Here is a 14,230-nt window from a genome sequence, read left to right as displayed (position 1 = left end):
GGTTGATAGGCCGGATCTGGAAGCCCAGTAATGGGTGGAGGTGACCGGTACTAATAGGCCGAGGGCTTGTCCTCAGTTGCTCGCGTCCACTGTGTTGGTTCTGAAACCACGAACAACCCCGTACAGGTTATGTACGGTGCGGTTGATGTGTTTCATAGTGTTTCGGTGGTCATAGCGTGAGGGAAACGCCCGGTTACATTCCGAACCCGGAAGCTAAGCCTTACAGCGCCGATGGTACTGCAGGGGGGACCCTGTGGGAGAGTAGGACGCCGCCGAACAAATATTGCGAAAGCCCCTGTACCGTTTATTCGGTACGGGGGCTTTCTGCGTTTGGGCTACCGTTGCTGGCATGAACTACAAGATCCGTTCGATACGCGCCGACGAGTGGGCCGCGGCGAAGGAACTGCGGCTGGTGGCCCTCCAGGATCCCGTCGCGCATCTTGCCTTCTTGGAGACCTACGAAGCGGCGCTGGCCCAGCCCGACTCCTTCTACCAGGAGCGGGCCGTAGGGGCTGCCGAAGGGGCTGAGCAGGCTCAGCAGATCATTGCCGAGGGGCCGGACGGTGAGTGGGTCGGGACGTTGACCGTGCTTCTTGAGGAGGCCGGGACGTTCGACTGGGCCGGCTTCGAGGTCGAGCGGAAGCAGGGGCACATCGTCGGGGTGTTCGTGCGGCCGGAGGTCCGGGGCATCGGGCTGACCGAGGTGCTCTTCGACGCGGGCCTGGAGTGGGCCTGGGGGCGCGGTGCCGAGCGGGTACGGCTCATCGTGCACGAGGACAACGAACGGGCCCGGCGGTTCTACGGCAAGGCCGGCTTCCTGCCCACCGGGGTCGTCGTGCCCTTGCCCGGGCACGCGGACGAGCGCGAGCTGGAGATGGTGGTCGAGCGGCCGTAGGCGTCGACCGAGGCCTGCTGACGGTTCAGTGGGTGGGGAACGTCTCGTGCAGGAAGTCGGTCAGCAGGGTTGTCACCGCTGTGGGGCGCTCCAGGTTGGGGAGGTGACCGGCCCAGGGGAGTTCGACGTGGCGGGTGTGGGGGAGCAGGCTCGGCAGGTGGGCCGCGATGTGCCGGAAGTCCGGCAGGTCGTGGCCGCCCGAGACGGCGAGGCCGGGCGACTTGATCGTGGCGAGGTCGAAGTCGGTCTTGTTGCGGCCGGCGCCGTCGGGGGCGGCCAGCTGGATGTCGAAGGCCTGCCGCTGCATCCCGCGTACCTTCTCGCGCGCCGAGTCGTCGGCGTCCGGGCCCAGCCAGGTGTCCACGTTCAGTTCTACGGCTCCCGCGACATCGCCCGCCTCCAGGAGTTCGTCCTCGCGTTCGCCGAACGCCCTTAGTTCGTCGGTGGGTTGGTGGCCTGGCAGGCCGGAGCACAGCAACGCCATCGCGTTCACTCGGTCCGGGTGGCGGGCCGCGAGTTCCAGGGCGACCTGGCCGCCGTAGGAGGAGGCGATCAGGGTCGCCTGGTCGATGCCGAGGGTGTCGAGGAGGGTGAGGACGTCGTCCGCGTCGTTGTGGCGGTGGTCGGGCAGGGGGGTCTCGCCGAAGCCGCGGAAGTCGCAACGGACCACCCGGTAGCCGGAGTCGGCCAGGGTCGGCCACTGCGGGTCCCACATGCGGCGGTCGCAGACGGCGGAGTGGAGCAGGACGAGGGCGGGGCCGTCGCCGGTCGTGTCATGAGCGAGAGTCATATGGCAGACCCTATGGGGGTGACGGGGTCGGCCACTCTCGAATTTCGGCGCCGATCGGCGGTCAGACCGGGAGTTCGTGGTGGGGCCAGCGGGCTCTGGCCTGTTCGCGGGAGCGGAGGAGGGCCAGGGTGGGCAGGCCGCGGTCGGCTCCGGTGGCCAGGAGATCGGGGAGTTGGGGGAGCGGGGCGACCGCTGCGATGTCGTCCAGGACGAAGGTGATTGGTGGGTCGAGGCGACCGGCCGATGACCGTTCGGCCATGTGCCGGCCGCGCTCGACCACGCTTGATGCGAGGGCGGTGAGGAGAGGCATCGCACCCGGGTTCGCACGGGGGTCCTCGATGGATTCACCTAGCAGATAAAGCGTGCCCCCTTCGTTCGCGAAGGAATCCAAGGAGAGGGCGTCAGTTCTGTTGGGTGTGCAGGCCTCGCGGATGTTGACCGTGAAGAGGGAGGACAGTGCGCGGCTCGTCAACTCCTGGGCGATGTCCCGGCGTTCGGGGTGGGAGGTGAGCGCGGCTTCGAGTTCGCCCGCCGCGCCGGGGGCCGCCTTGGGGTTCGTACGGAGGGTGCGTACGGCGTCCTGGATCTGGGTGCCCTGGGACCAGCGGTGGACGTGGCGGATGGTGCGGCCGTCGATCGCGGCGGCGTGCAGGTAGCTGCGGAGGAGCGTTTCGGCCGTGTCCGCGACCGCCTGGTCGATCTTCGCGGTGGGTTTCACGGGGGCGAGGAGCGCGGCGGCTCGTCTTACCGCGGTCTGTTTGTCCTCGCAGCCGGTGGTGGGGGACCAGTGGAGGCGGGCCGGGGTGTCGCAGAGGTGGGTGGGGTCGTAGAGGAGGACGGGGCCGAGTTTGGCTCTGGCGTCCTTGGTGTCCTGCCAGACGGTGGGGTTCGAGGTGACGACGAGGGCCGCGCCTTCCGCGTCGCGTACGGCCTGGATCGCGGTGGCCTGACGGGTTTCCGGCGGTGCCACGAAGATTTTCTCCCAGCCGCCCGTCCGTTCGCCGGTCAGCAGGGGAGGTGCGGCGAGGGGCGGTGCGCTCGGTGGCTGTTCGAAGACGGTCGTCTGCTGCGGATGTGGCTGCGGCGGCAACTGCTGCGGTGCCAACTGCGGTTGTGGCTCCGGTCTTTGGGCCGGGACCTCGTGAACTTCCGGTGTGTGCTGTGCTGTTCGGGCGCGGGCCCGGACCGCCCGCCATCTCGCGACCGTGCCCATCGTGAACACGGTCAGCACGAACAGGACCATCAGCTGGCCGATGAACAGGCCCCAGAAGAGGCCGTAGCCGGAGAGCTGGGCGACCGGTGTGTTCGGCCAGGCGCCGCTGATGTCGTGCGGCTGGCCGATCAGGTGGCGCATGGCCAGGGGGGTGCGGGCGAAGGTGACGCCCGTGGGCCAGGCGCCCTTGGAGAAGAGGGCTGCCAGGCCCGTGGCCGACCACACCAGCAGGGTCATGCCGAGGAGGAAGGCGAGCAGGCCGATCAACAGGCCGTCGGGGATGCCTCCTCGGCCCTCCCGTTCGTCGTTCGGTCTCATCTCGCCTCTTCGCCTCTCACGCCACCGTGGACTCGGAGGAGCCGTCGAGATCGTTCAGATGCTGTTCCATGAAGGCCGCCGCGCGTTCCTCCGCCTCCAACTCGGCCGCGCGCAGGGCGTCGTCGGTCACTTCGCGGTCGTGGTCGCGGGAGGACTGCGTCATCGCGCGGTCGGTGAAGACGAGCGGGCGTTCCGTCTCGGTGATGAGGTGCTTGACCACCTGGACGTTGCCGTTGACGTCCCAGACCGCGATGCCGGGGGTGAGGGTCGGGATGATCTCCACCGCCCAGCGGGGCAGCCCCAACACCCGTCCCGTGGCGCGTGCTTCGTCCGCCTTCTGGGCGTAGATCGTGCGTGTCGAGGCCATCTTGAGGATCGCCGCGGCCTCCTTCGCCGCCGCTCCGTCGACCACGTCGGACAGGTGGTGGACCACCGCCACGAACGACAGACCGAGGCGGCGGCCGAACTTCAGCAGGCGCTGGAAGAGTTGGGCCACGAAGGGGCTGTTGATGATGTGCCAGGCCTCCTCGACCAGGAAGATGCGCTTCTTCCGGTCGGGGCGGATCCAGGTGTGCTCAAGCCAGACGCCGACGATGGCCATCAGGATGGGCATGGCGATGGAGTTGCGGTCGATGTGGGACAGGTCGAAGACGATGAGCGGGGCGTCGAGGTCGATGCCCACGGTCGTCGGGCCGTCGAACATGCCGCGGAGGTCGCCGTCGACCAGGCGGTCGATGACGAGGGCCACGTCCAGGCCCCAGGCCCGTACGTCGTCTATGGCGACGTTCATCGCCTCGGCCGACTCCGGTTCGGGGTGGCGCAGTTGCTCGACGATGTCCATGAGGACGGGCTGGCGGTCGACGATCGTCTCGTTGACGTAGGCGTGCGCCACCTTCAGCGCGAAGCCCGAGCGCTCGTCGAGGCCGTGGCCCATCGCCACCTCGATGATCGTGCGGAGCAGGGCGAGTTGGCCCGTGGTGGTGATCGCCGGGTCGAGGGGGTTGAGGCGGATCCCCATGTCCAGGGCGGCGGTCGGGTCCAGGCGGATGGGGGTTATCCCCAACTCCTCCGCGATCAGGTTCCATTCGCCGACCCCGTCCTCGCCCTGGGCGTCCAGGACGACGACCTGGCGGTCGCGGAAGCGCAGTTGCCGTAGGACGTAGGTCTTCTCCAGGGCCGACTTGCCGTTGCCGGACTCGCCCAGGACCAGCCAGTGGGGGGCGGGGAGTTGCTGGCCGTAGAGCTGGAAGGGGTCGTAGATGTAGCCCTTGCCGGAGTAGACCTCGCGGCCGATGATGACGCCCGAGTCGCCCAACCCCGGGGCTGCGGTGGGGAGATAGACCGCCTGGGCCTGGCCCGTCGAGGTGCGGACGGGCAGGCGGGTGGATTCGATCTTGCCGAAGAGGAAGGACGTGAAGGCGTCGGTGAGGACGGACAGCGGATCCCGCATCTGAGCCCTACCTCCGGATGCCGGTGGCGAACGGGAGTGTGTTCACAAACGCGCGGTGGTGCTCGCGGTCGCACCACTCCAGCTTCAGATACGACTTGCCGGCGGACGCCCTTATCGTGCGCTTGTCGCGCGCGAGGGCCTCGGGATTGCGGGAGGAGACGGTGATGTAGCCGACCAGGTTCACCCCGGCCGCGCCGCTCGCCAGATCCTCGCCGCGCTGGTCCATACGGCCGTGGGCGGCGACGTCGCGGGGGTCGACGGTGCGGTTCATCTTGGCGGCGCGGGAGGCGTCGGCCTCGTCGTTGGTCTTCTCGGTCAGCATGCGCTCGATGGCGACCTCGGTGGGTTCGAGGTCCATCGTGACGGCGACCGTGCGGATCACGTCCGGGGTGTGGACGAGGAGGGGCGCCAGGAAGTTGACGCCCACCGGGGTCATCGGCCACTCCTTCACCCAGGCCGTGGCGTGGCACCACGGTTCACGGGTGGACGACTCGCGGGTCTTCGCCTGGAGGAACGTCGGTTCCATGGCGTCGAGTTCGGCCGGCCAGGCGTTGCGCTTCGTCATGGCCTGGATGTGGTCGATGGGGTGGTCCGGGTCGTACATGGAGTGGATCAGGGAGGCGAGCCTGCCCTGTCCGAGCGGTTGCCGTACGCGGATGTCCGCCTCCTGCAACCGCGAGCAGATGTCGGTGAGTTCACGCGCCATGACGACCGCGAGGCCCGCGTCCCGGTCGAGCTTGCGGCCCGACTGGGGGCGTGCGGCGCGCGCCATCGCGTGGGCCTCGGCGGAGAGTTCGCGGTTGAAGTGCATGCAGGCGACGAGGTAAGCGCGGTGCTGCTCGCTGCTGGTGGACACCATCGACTGGAGCTGGTCGTACGACTGTTGGAGCCAGGTCAGGGACTTGTCGTCGCCGCGCTGGGCGACGTCCTTGGCGTGTGCGTCCGGGTCGGCGGGCAGCGTCCGGGCGAGCATCTGGAGGCGGGTGACGAAGCCGTCGCCGTTGGCCACATGCTTGAGGAGGGTGCCGAAGCGGTCGACGAGGGCCTCCTGGTCCTCGCTGTCCCGCAGTCCGACGCCCGGGCCCTCGATCTCGATCGCGGCGGTGACCGTACGGCGGTCGGCGTGCAGGAGCACGGCGATCTCGTCCGGGCCGAAGGGGGCGGCCAGCCAGTTGATGCGGCCGATGCCCGGGGGCGGGCCGATCTCGACCTCGCGGCCGTCGAGGTGGACGCCGGCCTCCATGACGGAGGAGCGGTACACCGTGCCGTTGCGCAGGGTGCGCTTGTAACTGCGGTTGATCTCGAACCACTTGTAGAACGTGCGGCGCTTGTACGGCACGTAGACCGCCATCAGCGCCAGCATCGGGAAGCCCGTCAGCAGCACGATCCGCAGGGACAGGACCGGGACGAGGAGCCCGCACATCATGCCGAGGAAGGCGCCCAGGATGATGAGCGCGATCTCGCCGGTCTCACGATTCTTGCCGACGATCGCGTTCGGCCGGGCCCGGCCGATGAGATATGTCCGGCGGGGCGTGATCGGATGGGACAGGTGGGACTCTGTCGTCAACGCCCTTCACCTCCCGTGCGGTTGTTGCGGGCGTTGCTGGCGTGCGGGGTGTTCGCCGGGCTCTGGCGGGGCGGGGGCGCGGAGGTGGGGACTGCTCCGCCGCCGCCCGAGGAGGGGCGGGTGCTGTGGGCGGCGACGCCGCCGGAGACCGGGTTGGCGGGGCGGGCGCCGCCGGAGGACTGGCCGCCTCCGCCGTTTCCGCCGTCGTTGGTGCGGGCGCTGTGGGTCTTGATGCCCTGGGCGACCATGGTGGCCGGGGAGCTGATGACCGCGGCGGCCTTGCCCTCGGCGCCCTGCATGATGCGGTTGTTGCGGCCGTTGGCGATCTCGTCGCCGAAGCCGGGGACGAAGCGGTAGATCATCGCGCTGGCGAAGATGGCGAGCAGGATGATGGCGAGGCCGGAGACGACGGCGGAGAACGAGTCCGGGCCGTCGGCGGAGGACAGCGCGCCGGCCAGGCCGAGCACGATGACGATGACCGGTTTCACCAGGATCACCGCGATCATGATGCCCGCCCAGCGGCGGACGTGGCCCCACAGGTTCTTGTCGACGAGGCCCGCGTAGACGACGGTGCCGAGGAGGGCGCCGACGTAGAGGAGGGCGGCGCGGATGACGAGCTCCAGCCACAGGACGCCGGCGGCGAGGATGCTGACCAGGGAGACGACGATCAGCATGATCGGGCCGCCGCCGATGTTGTCGCCCTTGGCGAGGGCGCCGGAGAAGGTGCCGAAGAACGTGTCGGTCTGGTTGCCGGTCGTCTTCGCGAGGACGTCCGTGACGCCGTCCGTGGCGGAGACGACGGTGTACAGGATCAGGGGTGTGAACGCGGAGGCGATGACCGTGAGCCAGAGGAAGCCGACGGCTTCGGAGATCGCGGTGCTGAGGGGGACGCCGCGGACCGCGCGCTTGGCCACGGCGAGGAGCCACAGGAGGAGGGTGAGGATCGTGGAGGCGGCGAAGACGACCGCGTACTGCTGAAGGAAGTGCTGGTTGGTGAAGTCGACGTTCGCGGTTTCCTTGACGGCGTCGCTGAGTTTGTCGATGGTCCAGGAGGCGGCGTCGGCGCAGCCTTTGGCGAGGGAGGAGAGGGGGTCGACCGTGTCGGTGGTGCTGGGGGTGGTGGACCCGGAACCGCTCTTGCCGTTCTCGCAGATGTCCTTGGCCTCGCCGACCAGGAGCTTGCACTGCTGAGCCGTCGACGACGAGCCCGTCGGTGACGGAGTGGGTGAGGGGGCCGCGACGGCATGGGTGGCCAGCAGCACGGCACCGGTCTGCACGGCGGTGAAGGCGGCCGAGGCCTTGAGCACGAGACGTGAGCTACCGGGCATAGGTGAACCCTCCGTACTCCTGGACGGCCTTGGCCATCTCGTCGGCGGTCGATGCCTTGTTGTCGCTGGGGACGGGGGCCGGACCGTCTTTCTGGGAGAAGCTGTCGGCCTTCCAGTCGCCGTCCGTCCAGCGCAGGTGGAGCGTCAGGGTGAACCAGTCGCTGGTCACCGGGTTGGTCGAGACGGTGCCGGCCGTGCCGTACAGCCCGGTGCACCACACTTCCACCGCTGCCGCGGTGCCGGAGTAGTTCGAGACCTTGGTCCCGATGGGCACCGTGCGTGAGATGTAGGTGTTGCCCGCGCTCGCCTCGCCGTTCCCGTCCAGTCCGAGCTTGCTCAGGAACTCCTTGGAGTAGGCCTGGTCGAGGCTGTTCTCCAGTGCGCTCTGCTTGTCGGCCGCGAACACCTGTCGCACGATCTCGGTGCGTCGGGTCGGTTTGAGGATGTCGGCCGAGACGAGGACCGTGGCGTAGTTGGTCGCCGCGCTCTGTGCGCCCTGCTGGTCGTGGGCGAAGCCGGCCGGGATCCCGCCCGCCTTCGCCTCCACCGGCTTCGTTCCGCTGGCCGCCGTGGACGCCGCGTCCGGTTTCGAGCCGTTGGACGTGGTGGTGTCGTTGGCGGAGGAGTCGTTGCCGCCGCGGTTCGCGAAGGCGATGGCGGCGATGAGGAGGACGACGACGCCGACGACCGTGACCAGGCTTCTGGAGGAGGAACGGCCGCCTCTGCGGGCGCCGCCGTAGACGTCGCCCGCGTTCTGGGGGTAGCGGGTTCGGGTCTGGCCGGTGCCGCCGTAACCGCCGGAGGTCTCGTGCTCGTCTCCGGAACTCATGCCGGGTACGCCCCTTCGCCGTCGTCCAGAAACATCTGGAAGTACGACGGTAGCCGTGCTGGTTCCCGCGCGGGCGCGGTGTGGTGACTCGACATCAGGGAAACGCAACCTCAGCCGGTGGGCACGACGGGCGGGTGGGGTGGGAAGGGCGGGGCTGACCTGGCTCGGCTACACGGCCATGCCGTACACGATCGTGAAGAGGGTGCCTAGGGAGCCGATGATGAAGACCCCGGTCAGCCCGGCGATGATGAGGCCCTTGCCCTGTTCCGCGCTGAAGGTGTCGCGGAGCGCCGTCGCGCCGATGCGCTGTTTGGCCGCACCCCATACGGCGATTCCGAGACAGAGCAGGATGGCGACCGCCATCACGACCTCGATCATCACCTTGGCCTCGTTGCCCAGGCTGCCGAAGGGGCCCCAGTCCGGAGCGATCCCGCCGATGATGGTGTTGATGTCTCCCTTGTCGGCCGCAAAGAGCATGTAAGTCACCGCCCCTGGTGGGTAGTTCCGCATCCCCCTGCTGGTGCGCAGAGGTCAGGCATCATTGTCGCCGACAATGCCGCCGTCGTATGTCGACTTGGCGTCATTGGTTGGCGAGTTTCGTACGAATACTGCGTACGGTCACTCTGTGTATCACGGTAGGTAACGCCGGGCAATGAGGCCTGGGCGGAACCTGTGCGTGGTTCTGTCGTTAGCCCCTGATTACCGGGTTGCTCGTGCTGATGTTCTCATGATGAACGGGCCGCGGCTGGATGCCGCGGCCCGTTCTCTCATGCCACGTGTGGCCCCCACGACCCACGGTGGCATGACATGTGACTGTGGATCAGATCGGGGTGGGGGTCGGTTCGCGTCAGTTGGCGAAGGCCGAGATGCCTTCCGGGGTGCCCCAGCCGGTCGGGCCGTCGTAGCCGGTCTCGGCGGTGCAGAAGTACGCCGTGGAGCAGGAGCCGTTGTAGCCGCTGGTCACGTCGTTGAGGGACGAGGTGCCCGCGTAGTCGTAGGGGTACTGCGCGGGGTAGGTGCCGCTGGCGGGGGTGCCGGCCAGGGCGTAGACGCCGGCGATGATCGGGGCGGAGACGCTGGTGCCGCCGAAGGTGTACCAGCCGGCGGTGACGCCGTAGGAGTCGTAGACCGAGACGCCGGTGGCGGGGTCGGCGACGGCGGAGACGTCGGACTCCATGCGCTTGGTGCAGCCGGTGTCGGTCTGCCAGGACGGCTTCGCGTCGTACGACGAGCAGCCGGAGCCGGTGCCCTCGGTGCTGGAGGTGCGCCAGACGGTCTCGGTCCAGCCGCGGGTGGTGGAGCTGGTGGAGAGCTTGGTGCCGCCTACCGCCGTCACGTACTGGGAGGTCGCCGGGTACTCGGCGCCGTAGTCGCTGTCACCGGCGGAGACGGTGATCGCCACGCCCGCGTGCTTGTAGTACGAGGTGTCGTACGTCGTCTGGGACGAGGACTCGGAGCCGCCGTAGGAGTTCGAGACGAACTTGGCGCCGAGGGCGACGGCCTCGTTCTCGGCGGTGCCGAGGTTGGCGTAGCTGGCGCTGGTGGCCTCGACGAGGGTGATGTTGCACAGCGGGCAGATCGCGCTCGCCATGTCGAGGTCGAGGGAGATCTCCTCGGACCAGCCGGCGTCGGAGGAGGGCAGCGAGGTGGTGGAGCCGGTCTGGCTGACCTTCTTGAAGCAGCCGTTGGCCGTGGTGCAGGCGGAGAGGCCGTAGTACGAGCGGTAGGTCGCGAGGTCGGCCTCGGCGTTGGGGTCGTTGTACGCGTCGACGATGGCGATGGTCTCGCCGGAGCCGTTGGAGGCGGCGGCGGAGGTCAGGCCGTAGGCGGAGCGGAGGTTGGTCGGGCTGTAGCCCGAGGGGGTCGACGCGTCGGCGGCCTTCGGGGTGATGCCCGTCTTCGCGGCCTGCATCTTCTGGTAGGCGGTGAGGCCGCCGGTCACGCGGTAGGACTTGCAGGTGAGATCGCCCGCGTGCTTGGGGGTCGCACAGGGGGTCGCGGCGTAGGTCACCGCGGTGGAGGTGGTGGCGCTCTGCACGGCGTCGGCCTGTACGGCGGTGCCGAAGCCGGTGAAGACGAGTGCGGCCGTGGCCACGGCCGCGGAACCTATGCGGCGCCATCTACCGTGCGTGTGGGGGGAGTTGGGGGTCGTGGTACGCAAGGTGCAGCCTCCTGAGTCGGTGGAACAGGGGCAGTGCGGGTGCGTGACGCCAGTGCGGTTTCCCTGGCGGTGGGGGGCGGCCCGCGATGACCATCTCTTGTTGAGTACGCGACAACAAGAGGCTGCCGGATTCCTGACTTCGGGCTTACCGAACAGGGTCTGGCCCTTTACCAAACCCACAGGTTTCTCATGGGAGTCGGGGGCCGACGGGGGCCGGGACACGGCGAACGGGCCGCGGCTGGTTGCCGCGGCCCGTTGCCCTGTGCTCCGCCGAGGGGACCCCACGTCCCCCTCTTGCCGGCGGCTCCCCGTGACCCGACGGGGAAGTCCTGCGGGAGTGCCTCAGTCGGTGAAGGCCGAGATGCCCTCCGGGGTGCCCCAGCCGGTCGGGCCGTCGTAGCCCGACTTCGCGGTGCAGTAGTACGAGACGGAGCAGCTGCCGTTGTTGCCGCTGGTCACGTCGTTCAGGGCCGAGGTGCCGGCCGCCGCGTACGGGTAGGACGCCGGGTAGTCGCTGCTGCCCGGGGTGCCGGCCAGCGCGTAGACCGAGGCGATGATCGGGGACGAGGCGCTGGTGCCGCCGTAGGTGCCCCAGCCGGTGCCGTCGTCGCCGTAGGTGTCGTAGACCGAGACGCCGGTGGCGGGGTCGGCGACGGCGGAGACGTCGGAGATCATGCGCTTGGTGCAGCTGGTGTCGGTCTGCCAGCTGGGCTTGGCGTCGTAGGCCGAGCAGCCGGAGCCGGTGCCCTCGGTGCTGCTGGTCTTCCAGACGCTCTCGGTCCAGCCGCGCGAGTTGGAGGAGGTGGAGAGCTTGGTGCCGCCGACCGCGGTGACGTACCGCGAACCGGCCGGGTACTCGGCGCCGTAGCCCTCGTCGCCCGCGCTGGCGGTGATCGCGACGCCCGCGTGCTTGTAGTACGAGGTGTCGTACGTGGTGTCGGAGGAGGACTCCGAGCCGCCGTAGGAGTTCGAGACGAACTTGGCGCCGAGCTTGACGGCCTCGTTCACCGCGGTGCCGAGGTTGGCGTCGGACGCCGACTTGGCCTCGACCAGCAGGATGTTGCAGTTCGGGCAGGCCGCGCTGACCATGTCGAGGTCGAGGGACTCCTCGCCGGCCCAGCCGCTGTCGGCGGAGGGGAGGGAGGTCGTCGAGCCGGTCTGGCTGACCTTCGTGAAGCAGCCGTTGGCGACCGTGCAGGCCGAGAGGCCGTAGTACGAGCGGTAGGTCGCGAGGTCGGCGGCGGCGTTCGGGTCGTCGTAGGCGTCGACGATGGCGACGGTCTCGCCGGAGCCGTTGTCGGCGGCGGCGTCGGCGAGGCCGTAGGCGGACTGGATGTCCGAGGGGCCGTAGCCGGTCGGGTCGTCGGAGGCGGCCTTCGGGGAGATGGTCTTGGCGGCGACGCCCTTGAGCGCGGCCTGCTTCTCCATGAAGGCGGTGGTGCCGCCGGTGACACGGAAGGCGTTACAGGCGGCGAAGCCCTTCTTCGGGGTCGCGCCGCAGCCGAGCTTCGCGTACTGCACATGGGCCTTGGCGACCTGGGCGGCCACGGCCTGGGCGCTGACCTTCTTGGTGCTCGCCGCGGTGTCGGCGGTGGCGCTCGCGTGGGCCGCGGTGCCGAGTCCGGCGATCAGGAGGGCGGCGGTCGCGGCGGCGGCAGAACCGATTCTTCGCCAAGAGCCGCGTATGTGGGGGGAGTTGGGGGGTGACGTACGCAACGTACAGCCTCCAGAGAGAGGTGGGCAGAGGGCTGCGGGTGGGGGTTCCGTCGGTGAGGTTCCCGGCGGGGGCGGCGGCCCGTGACGACTTTCTCTTGTTGAGTACGTGACAACAAGGAGGGTTCCGGAGTTCTGACTTCCGCGTTACTCAAGGGGGTTGGGGGATTGCTGATCAATGGCGCCGGGATGGCACGGCGATGGCGCGGGCTTGACTCTCTCCACCGAAAATCCACAGCGTGACGCGCGTTGACGCACCCGGAGAGGGCGTCGACGCGCGTCAACGGGCGGTGGGTCAGCGGGGCTTGAGGCCGTTCAGCAGATGGTGGACCAGGGCCGGGACGCCGGCGACCGCGGCCTCCGGGGTGAGCGTGCCCTGGACCGCGAAGGAGGCCGTGCCGTGCAGCGCCGCGCCGACCACCAGACCCACGGTCCAGGGGTCGCCCGGGACGATCTCACCGCTCTCCTGGGCGTCGGAGATGATCCGCACGAAGGGGACCGTCGTGCTCTCGACCGCCGCGCTCAACTGCTCGGAGATGTCCGGGTCGTGCTTGCGGGCGTACATGACTTCGAGCAGCTCGGCGTTGGACGCGGCGAAGCGCACGTACGCCTTCGCCAGGGCGGTGAGGCGCTCCTCCAGGGGGAGTTCGGGGGCGTCGGCGCCGTTCAGCTCCCGCGCCATGCGCTCGTAGCCGGACAGGGCCAGCGCGTCGACGAGGGCCTGCTTGTCCTTGAAGTGGCGGCCGGGGGCGGCATGGCTGACCCCCACGTCCCGGGCGAGTTCGCGCAGGGACAGGGCCGCGACGCCCTTCTCCAGCAGGGTGCGCTCCGCGCTCGCGAGCAGGGCGGAGCGCAGGTCTCCGTGGTGATAGGGGCGTACAGGCATGCGAACCATCGTATCCCGATGTAGTCGGTGCCAGCATTGTTGCCGTCGCCACCATTGTTGCCGTCGCCACCATTGTTGCCGTCGCCACCATTGTTGGCGACGTCTGCATTGTTGTCATTGACAGCATTGTGGTCGTTGCCTACATTGGGAGGCATGGACAACACGGGCAAGACCAACAGCGGCAAAGCCGCCAAGTGGGACGCGAGCCGGATCCCCGATCTCACCGGCCGGACGGCGGTCGTCACCGGCGCCAACAGCGGTATCGGCCTCGCCGCCGCGGCCGCGCTGGCACGGGCGGGCGCGCACGTCGTGTTCGCCGTACGGGACCTTGAGCGCGGGCGGGCCGCGGCGGCGCGGGCCGGCGGCAGCACCGAGGTACGGCGGCTGGACCTCGCGGACCTGGCGTCCGTGCGGGAGTTCGCGGCGGGGTGGGACGGCCCGCTGGACCTGCTCGTCAACAACGCGGGCGTGATGATGCTCCCCGAAGGGCGCACCCGGGACGGCTTCGAGACCCAGCTCGGCACCAACCACCTGGGGCACTTCGCCCTCACGAACCTGCTGCTGCCGCACATCACCGACCGCGTGGTGACCGTCTCCTCCGGGGCGCACCGGATGGGCGACGGCTACATCCACTTCGAGAACCTGAACCTGGACGGGATCTACGGCCCCCAGCGCGCGTACTCCCAGTCCAAGCTGGCCAACCTGCTGTTCACGCTCGAACTCCAGCGCAGGCTGGCCGACTCCGGCTCCCGCGTCCGCGCGCTGGCCGCCCACCCGGGCTGGGCGGCGACCAACCTCCAGAGCCACACGGCGAACCCGGTCGGCCGCGCCCTGATGGCCGTCGGCAACCGGCTCGTGGCCCAGGACGACAAGGCCGGCGCCCTGCCCACGCTCTACGCGTCGACCCAGGACCTGCCCGGCGCGAGCTACGTCGGACCGAGCGGCCTGGGCGAGATGCGCGGGGCGCCGACGCTGGTGGGGCGGAGCGCCGAGGCGAGTGACGTGGCGGCGGCGGAGCGGCTGTGGACGGTCTCGGAGGAGCTGACGGGGGTGCGGTTCCCGGTGGGGGTGGGGGCGTAG

12 protein-coding genes and 1 rRNA gene are annotated in these 14,230 nt (G+C 69.3%); 3 read left to right on the top strand and 10 right to left on the bottom strand.

The genetic code is table 11. The features are described 5' to 3' along the window. Window positions 1-161 precede the first annotated feature (161 nt). A 5S ribosomal RNA gene (rrf, locus tag ACIQPR_RS06625) occupies window positions 162-278 on the top strand. Between the two features lie 71 nt (window positions 279-349). After that, the gene (locus ACIQPR_RS06620; RefSeq protein ID WP_403642778.1) at window positions 350-895 is read left to right on the top strand and encodes a GNAT family N-acetyltransferase; all 546 of its coding nucleotides are present in this window, start codon (window positions 350-352) and stop codon (window positions 893-895) included. Between the two features lie 25 nt (window positions 896-920). On the opposite strand, the gene ACIQPR_RS06615 is transcribed toward ACIQPR_RS06620, so the two are convergent. From ACIQPR_RS06615 to ACIQPR_RS06570, 10 genes are all read right to left on the bottom strand, one after another. Further along, window positions 921-1,685: an alpha/beta fold hydrolase gene (locus tag ACIQPR_RS06615; RefSeq protein WP_403642775.1), complete on the bottom strand. Its 765-nt coding sequence runs from the start codon at window positions 1,683-1,685 to the stop codon at window positions 921-923. A gap of 61 nt (window positions 1,686-1,746) precedes the next feature. Further along, window positions 1,747-3,216, bottom strand: coding sequence for a type IV secretory system conjugative DNA transfer family protein (locus ACIQPR_RS06610; RefSeq protein WP_403642772.1), 1,470 nt, complete (start codon window positions 3,214-3,216; stop codon window positions 1,747-1,749). A 16-nt stretch (window positions 3,217-3,232) separates the two neighbouring features. Next, window positions 3,233-4,666 carry an ATP-binding protein gene (locus tag ACIQPR_RS06605; protein ID WP_403642769.1) on the bottom strand — a complete coding sequence of 478 codons (1,434 nt, stop codon included), beginning with the start codon at window positions 4,664-4,666 and terminating at the stop codon, window positions 3,233-3,235. Between the two features lie 7 nt (window positions 4,667-4,673). Further along, the gene (locus ACIQPR_RS06600; protein ID WP_403642766.1) at window positions 4,674-6,233 is read right to left on the bottom strand and encodes an SCO6880 family protein; all 1,560 of its coding nucleotides are present in this window, start codon (window positions 6,231-6,233) and stop codon (window positions 4,674-4,676) included. After that, the gene (locus tag ACIQPR_RS06595; protein WP_403642763.1) at window positions 6,230-7,561 is read right to left on the bottom strand and encodes a hypothetical protein; all 1,332 of its coding nucleotides are present in this window, start codon (window positions 7,559-7,561) and stop codon (window positions 6,230-6,232) included. The genes ACIQPR_RS06600 and ACIQPR_RS06595 overlap by 4 nt, the downstream gene beginning before the upstream one ends. Next, window positions 7,551-8,390, bottom strand: coding sequence for a hypothetical protein (locus ACIQPR_RS06590; protein ID WP_403642760.1), 840 nt, complete (start codon window positions 8,388-8,390; stop codon window positions 7,551-7,553). Before ACIQPR_RS06590 ends, ACIQPR_RS06595 begins: the two co-directional genes overlap by 11 nt. A gap of 168 nt (window positions 8,391-8,558) precedes the next feature. Beyond that, window positions 8,559-8,867, bottom strand: coding sequence for a hypothetical protein (locus ACIQPR_RS06585; protein WP_014673544.1), 309 nt, complete (start codon window positions 8,865-8,867; stop codon window positions 8,559-8,561). Between the two features lie 370 nt (window positions 8,868-9,237). Beyond that, window positions 9,238-10,551, bottom strand: coding sequence for a peptidase S8 (locus tag ACIQPR_RS06580; protein WP_403642758.1), 1,314 nt, complete (start codon window positions 10,549-10,551; stop codon window positions 9,238-9,240). Window positions 10,552-10,893: 342 nt separating this feature from the next. Continuing rightward, on the bottom strand, window positions 10,894-12,267 hold the full coding sequence (locus ACIQPR_RS06575) for a peptidase S8 (RefSeq protein WP_403642754.1): 1,374 nt from the start codon (window positions 12,265-12,267) through the stop codon (window positions 10,894-10,896). 292 nt (window positions 12,268-12,559) lie between these two features. After that, the gene (locus tag ACIQPR_RS06570; RefSeq protein WP_403642751.1) at window positions 12,560-13,150 is read right to left on the bottom strand and encodes a TetR/AcrR family transcriptional regulator; all 591 of its coding nucleotides are present in this window, start codon (window positions 13,148-13,150) and stop codon (window positions 12,560-12,562) included. A 153-nt stretch (window positions 13,151-13,303) separates the two neighbouring features. Here ACIQPR_RS06570 and ACIQPR_RS06565 point away from each other — a divergent pair, with 153 nt between their 5' ends. Next, window positions 13,304-14,230, top strand: a complete 927-nt coding sequence (locus ACIQPR_RS06565; RefSeq protein WP_403642748.1) for an oxidoreductase — start codon at window positions 13,304-13,306, stop codon at window positions 14,228-14,230.

Origin of the sequence: Streptomyces sp. NPDC091280, from assembly GCF_044768565.1 — a bacterium.
Classification (GTDB): Bacteria; Actinomycetota; Actinomycetes; order Streptomycetales; family Streptomycetaceae; genus Streptomyces.
Note: the sequence above shows the minus strand (reverse complement) of the source record. Positions and strands in the feature narration are given on the sequence as shown.